This window comes from bacterium (genome assembly GCA_016873475.1).
Lineage (GTDB): Bacteria > Krumholzibacteriota > Krumholzibacteriia > JACNKJ01 > JACNKJ01 > VGXI01.
Genome location: VGXI01000196.1, coordinates 1 through 5644, shown reverse-complemented (window position 1 = coordinate 5644; position 5644 = coordinate 1). Strand labels below are relative to the sequence as shown.

4 protein-coding genes are annotated in these 5644 nt (G+C 71.3%); 3 read left to right on the top strand and 1 reads right to left on the bottom strand.

Annotated elements, in window-relative coordinates:
- Positions 1-334: 334 nt before the first annotated feature.
- From FJ251_12905 to FJ251_12895, 3 genes are all read left to right on the top strand, one after another.
- Positions 335-826 (top strand): hypothetical protein, encoded by a 492-nt coding sequence (locus FJ251_12905; protein ID MBM4118608.1) that lies wholly within the window; start codon positions 335-337, stop codon positions 824-826.
- 63 nt (positions 827-889) lie between these two features.
- Positions 890-2257, top strand: coding sequence for a hypothetical protein (locus FJ251_12900; GenBank protein ID MBM4118607.1), 1368 nt, complete (start codon positions 890-892; stop codon positions 2255-2257).
- Between the two features lie 92 nt (positions 2258-2349).
- A complete protein-coding gene (locus FJ251_12895) occupies positions 2350-5154 on the top strand; it encodes a hypothetical protein (GenBank protein MBM4118606.1) in 2805 nt (934 codons plus the stop codon).
- Positions 5155-5167: 13 nt separating this feature from the next.
- On the opposite strand, the gene FJ251_12890 is transcribed toward FJ251_12895, so the two are convergent.
- The gene (locus FJ251_12890; GenBank protein MBM4118605.1) at positions 5168-5644 is read right to left on the bottom strand and encodes an efflux RND transporter permease subunit; all 477 of its coding nucleotides are present in this window, start codon (positions 5642-5644) and stop codon (positions 5168-5170) included.

Genomic DNA, 5644 nt, shown 5'->3' with positions numbered 1-5644 from the left:
TTTCTCTCGGCACGGTGGGCGAGCAGGCTCAACTGGCCAAGGTGGAGCCGAGCCTTGAGGCCTACCCCAACCCCTTCAATCCCTCCTGCACCCTGCGCTTCGCGCTGCCGAACGACGGCAGCCGCTACGAGCTGGCGATCTACGGCGTCGATGGGCGCCTCATCGCGACCCTGGATCAGGGCCAGTGCGGCGGCCAAACGCTGGAGCGCAGCTGGCAGGGCAGGGACCTGAAAGGGAAGCCGGTGAGCTCTGGGGTCTATCTCGCGCGCTTGAGAATGGGCCCCGGGGCCGAAACCCTCAAACTCATGCTCGTGCAGTGAAGGAGGTAAGGACCATGCGTACGCTGCTTCTTCTCGCCCTGCTCCTCGCCTCGCTCTCCACGGCGGGGGCTGAGGAATTCCTGATCGAGGTGCCGACGACGGCGGTCACCGCGATCGCCTACCACGGCGGCACGGCACACCGCTTCCAGGTCAGCCTTCCGGAAGGCCTGACCGAAAGCACACTGCTCAAGGCGACGCTGCACGTCGTCGCGGGCCCCGCGGCGGGCAGCCAGGATGATTTCGTCGAGGTGCAGGTCGCCGAATGGAGGGATGGGGCGCCGGTCGTGCCGGCCCAGAAGGTGCGGCCCATCACGCTGGGCTTCGAGACGAATCGGCCCGTCGAGATTCACCTCGATCTTCGGCCGATCCTCGCCGATTGGACGGGTGGGGCGAGCTTGGATCTCGCCGTCGGCAAGCTGACTGGGGACTGCTGGGGCGACCCGCAGGTCGCTCCGCTCGAACCTGGGCAGCAGGGCTTCTGCAAGCTCCACCTCGTCACGGAATAGGCTGCGCGCAGGGCGGGCTCGGCGCGTCCGAGCCCGCCCGCAGCGCTTGCCGGGAGGGTGACCATGCTTCGCCTCACGCTCTCCTGCCTGGCCCTGGCCATCCTTGCGCCAAGCGCTCAGGCAGCGACGCATCGCGTGCCGAGTGAGTACCCGACAATCCAGGCCGGCATCGATGCCTGCCAGGATGGCGACACGGTGCTGGTTGCTGCGGGGATCTACTCTGGTGTGGGCAACACGGGACTTGCCTTCAATGGCCTCCGCTGCGTTCTGCGTTCGGAGGAAGGCAGCGCTGCAACGACCATCGACTGCCTGGGCACCGGCAAGGCGTTCAGCTTGTCCGAAGACGGGGCAAGCGTAGCGACAATCGAAGGCTTCACGGTCCAAGGCGCTCGTGACATGAGTGATTCTGGTGGCGCCGTGCGGGCTAGAGACGATACCTTGACCATCCGAGACTGCCTCTTTGTAGATAATGCAAGTTCTTTCGGAGGGGCAGTCAGAATCAGCGATGGGCAGTTGCGGGTGGAGCGCTGCGTCTTCGATGAGAACATTGCCTCCTATGACGGAGGTGCGATTGATGCGAGCGTCGGGGTCTCTCTCGAGGTGATCGCGTGCCAGTTTCTGGGCAATAGAGCAGGAGCGATTGGAGGGGGGATCAGTACTGGGGGAACGGACTCCGTTCTGGTTCGGGATTGCGTATTCCGTGGCAACCGAGGAGGGGCGATTGGCGCTGGTGCGCTCCAGCTCGGCCCGCATGCAACCGTGGAACGCGTTGAGTTCCTAGAGAACTCCTCCAACTGGGATGGCGGCGCCCTTCTGCTCTCGGGCTCTGATTCCTCCACACTGGTCCGTGATTGCCTCTTTGTTAGGAATCGCGCTGAAGGGCGTGACGGAGGCGCGATTGCCATGGGGCTGGATTCTTATAGTCCTGGGAGTGCCGTTCTCGAAGGCTGCCTCTTCTATGGCAACACAGCCTCCTGGGGGGGAGGCGCCGTGAGCTGCGGCAACTACAGCACCCCCACGTTCCGGAGCTGCACTTTTGTCGGGACCCCGGCAAGAGCGGGAAAAGGCGGCGCCCTGTCGCTCTACTGGCATTCGGAACCGGTTCTCGAGCAAGTGCTCATTGCTCTGAATGCCCAGGGCGGCGGCATCCGCGCGGTCGAGTGGTCGGTTCCGCACATGAGCTGCTCGGATGTCTGGGGCAATGTCGGCGGCGATTTCATCGACTTCGCAGATCCGACGGGCATTGACGGTAACATCTCCGCCGATCCCCGCTTCTGCAGCGCCCAGCCGGACGACTTCACACTCCAGGCCAACTCGCCCTGCGCCCCGGCGAACAATACCTGCGGCGTCCTCATGGGCCTTTACGGAGTGGATTGCGACTCCGTCAGCGTGCAGCCGAGGAGTTGGGGCGGCATCAAGAGCATGTACTAGCCTTCACGGTTCAAAGCTTGTGAGCGCTCGCGCTTGCTGCCCCGCGCCGGGCTCGCTACACTCGCCGCTCACCCCGGCGAAAGGGAGTCCGCATGCCCCGCCTCCTTGCCGCCCTGCCCGCCGCGCTGCTCATGACGGCGCTGTTGGCCGGCGCTCCCGCCGGCGCGGGCGCCCTCCGCCTCGCCGAGTTGGCCGGCCCCGCCGACTACGATCCCGCGCTGCCGCCGCTGGACGCCCTGCTGGGCGTTCCCTGGGGCGAGCGCCCGGTGGCGGGCGAGACCCTCCTCGCCGCCTGCCAGCGCCTGGCCGCCGCCTCGCCGCGCGTCGAGCTCCTGCACTACGGCAGCACGCACGAGGGCCGGCCCTTGGTGTGTGCGGTCGTGGGCAGCGAGGCCGCCATCGCGAAGCTGGAGGCGCTGCGCGCAGCCCGCGTGGCGCGCCTGCAAGGGGGCGCGGGCGATGCGAGCCTGCCCCTCGTCGTGTGGGTGGGCGCGAACGTGCACGGCGACGAGGCCTCGGGCGCGGACGCGGCCCTGGCTCTGCTCTACCATCTCGCCGCCGATCGCAGCGCGGCGACCGACGCCCTGATCGAGCGCGTGCTCGTGCTCGTCGATCCCGTGCAGAACCCGGACGGCCGCGCGCGCTTCCTCGCCGACTGGCAGGCCTGGTCGAGCGCGCCGCCCGTGGTCGACGATCAGGACCTCGCCCGGCGCGGCGACTGGCCGACCGCGCGGGGCAACCACTACCTGCTCGATCTCAACCGCGACTGGTTCACGCTCTCCCAGCCCGAGACCCGCGGGCGCGTTGCGCTCTTCCTCGACTGGTACCCCGCGCTCAGCGTGGACCTCCACGAGATGAGCGGCTTCTCGACCACGCTCTTCTCGCCGCCGCGCGCGCCCTTCAATCCGCACCTGCCGGCCTCGACGCCGCGCTGGTGGGAAACCCTGAGCGGCGCGGTTGCCGAGGCCTTCGGCCGCCGCGCCTGGCCCTGCGCCACCGGCGACTGGAACGAGGAGTTCAATCCCAACCGCGGGGCGGCCTGGCCCCTGCACCTGGGCACGGTGGCCTTCCTCGTCGAGCAGGCGACGACCCGCGGCGGCGCGCTGCTCAGACCCGACGGCGCGCTGCTCGACTACGCGGGCTGCGTGGCCCGCCAGTTCACCGCGGCCTGGACCCTGGTGGACGCCGCCGCGCGCAATGCCGAGGCCATCGCCGCCGACCAGTTCGCCGCCCGCCGCGCCTGGCGCGGCGAGGCCGCGGACGGCACGCGCGCCTACCTCGTCGACGGCGCCGAGCGGCCCGAGGCCGCGCGGGCGCTGGCCGCGCAGCTCACCCGGCAGGGCATCCGCGTCGAGCAGCTCAGCGCCCCTTTGCGCGCGGAGGCGGCCGTGGATCTCTGGGGCGAGCGGCGCGGTGCGCAGCCCTTCGCCGCCGGCAGCTTCCTCGTCGATCTCGATCAGCCCGAGGGCCGCCTCGCGGCGGCCATCCTCGACGTCGACCCCCTGCTGCCGGACAGCGTGCTCACGCGCGAGCGCCGGCGCCTGGAGGCGGGCGAGGCGAGCGAGCTCTACGAACCCGCGGCCTGGTCGCCGGCCCTGGCCAGCGGCGCTGCGGTCTACACCTTGCGCCGAGCGCCCCGCGCGACGAGCGCGCCCTGGACGCCCGCGCCCCTGCCGCCCGGCGGCCTCGACGCGGCGGCGCCGCTCGGCTGGCTGCTGCATCCCGAGGACCCGCGCTTCCTGCCCGCCCTCACTGGCCTGCTGAAGGCGGACCTCGGCGCCGCGGCCTGCGTGGAGGGCTTCCGGCGCGAGGGCCGCGCGTGGCCGGCGGGCAGCGTCTTCGTGCCGCGCGCCGAGGGTGCGGACTCGCTGACGGCGCAGCTCGCGCGTCTGGCGGCGGCGACGGGGGCCGAGTTCGTCGGTGTGGCGCAGGCCCTTGCCGCTGCGGGTCCGGACCTGGGCAGCGACGCCTGGCGCCCCCTGCGCCGGCCGCGCGTCGCCCTGCTCGCGGGGCCGCCCTTCCATCCGACCAGCTTCGGCACGCTCTGGCAGCACCTGGAGGCCGAGCTCGGCCTTGCGGTGACGCGCCTGCGCTTCGATCAACTCGACACGGCGGACCTGGACCGCTACAGCGCGATCCTCCTGCCGGACGCGCCGCGGGGTCGCGGCGCCGCGCTGCGCCCTCGCCTGGGCGAGGCCGGCTGGACGCGCCTGCGCGACTGGGTCCTGCGCGGCGGAACGCTGATCGCCACCGGCGAGAGTGCCTGGCTGCTCTTTCCTTCGGCGGTGGAGGGGCCGGGCGCCGAGGCCTTGGGCGCACTGCGGCCACGGCGCCAGGTGCTGAGTGCCGCGGCGAGCTACCTTGCCGAGAGCCGTCGATTGGCCGCGCTGCCCGCGCTCGGCGTGGACGGCGCCCGCCTGCGCGCGGGCGACAGCCTCGCGCTCGGCTTGCCGGCTCTGGCGCCGGCGCCGCCAACGCCCGCGCTGCCCGAGCTGGAGGCCGCCGACGCCTGGCAGCGCCGCTTCGCGCCGGCCGGCTGCATCCTGCGCGTCGATCTCGATGCGGAGCACTGGCTGGCGGCGGGCGCCGGCGAGCGCGTGGCGGCGATGGTGGACACGGACCTCGCGCTGCTGGCGCGGCAGCCCGCGCAAATCGTCGGGCGCCTCGCGCCGGCGGCCACGCTGCGCCTGGCGGGTCTGCTCTGGCCCGAGGCCAGCGCACGCTGGGCAGAGACGGTCTATCTCAGCCGGGAGCCCTTAGGCGACGGCCAGGTGATCGCCTTCCTCGGGAATCCCTGCTATCGCGGCGCCTTCCGGGGGACGGCGCGCCTCTTCGATAACGCGCTGCTGCTGGGGCCGGGACTCGGCACGCGGCCGCGACCGTTCCTGGGCGACTAGCGCGGGTCCCGCATCAGGCCTGCTCGTTTTGTACACGTGTACACTCCGCCGCAGGCGCGGCGACGCGAACACGCCAGGGCAGCGGCGCGCGACCCTGCCCCCAGGCCCAGGTCGCCCGCGCGCGCGCCGCGAGGTCCTCGGCGACGATCATGAAGGTGGGCAGCACGATCAGGGTGAGCAGGGTGCTGGCCGTCAGACCGCCCATCACCGCGCGGGCGAGCGGGAAGTAGTAGCCGTCGGCGACCGACGCCTTGCCGAGAGCGAGCGGCGCGAGGCCGAGAACCGTCGTGCCGGCCGTCATCAGGATGGGCCGGAAGCGGTCGCGGCAGCCCGCGAGAATCGCCGCCTCGCGCGATAGGCCCTGGCGCCTGAGCTGGCCGATGCGATCCATCAGCACGATCCCGTTGTTCACGACGATGCCGACCAGGATCACCATGCCGATCATCGCGAACAGGTTGAAGGGCGTGCGGCTCGCGATCAGGGTCCAGAT

Coding starts and splice junctions, on each gene's coding strand:
- FJ251_12895 (MBM4118606.1), top strand. CDS start 2,350: ATGCCCCGCCTCCTTGCCGCCCTGCCCGCCGCGCTGCTCATGACGGCG.
- FJ251_12900 (MBM4118607.1), top strand. CDS start 890: ATGCTTCGCCTCACGCTCTCCTGCCTGGCCCTGGCCATCCTTGCGCCA.
- FJ251_12905 (MBM4118608.1), top strand. CDS start 335: ATGCGTACGCTGCTTCTTCTCGCCCTGCTCCTCGCCTCGCTCTCCACG.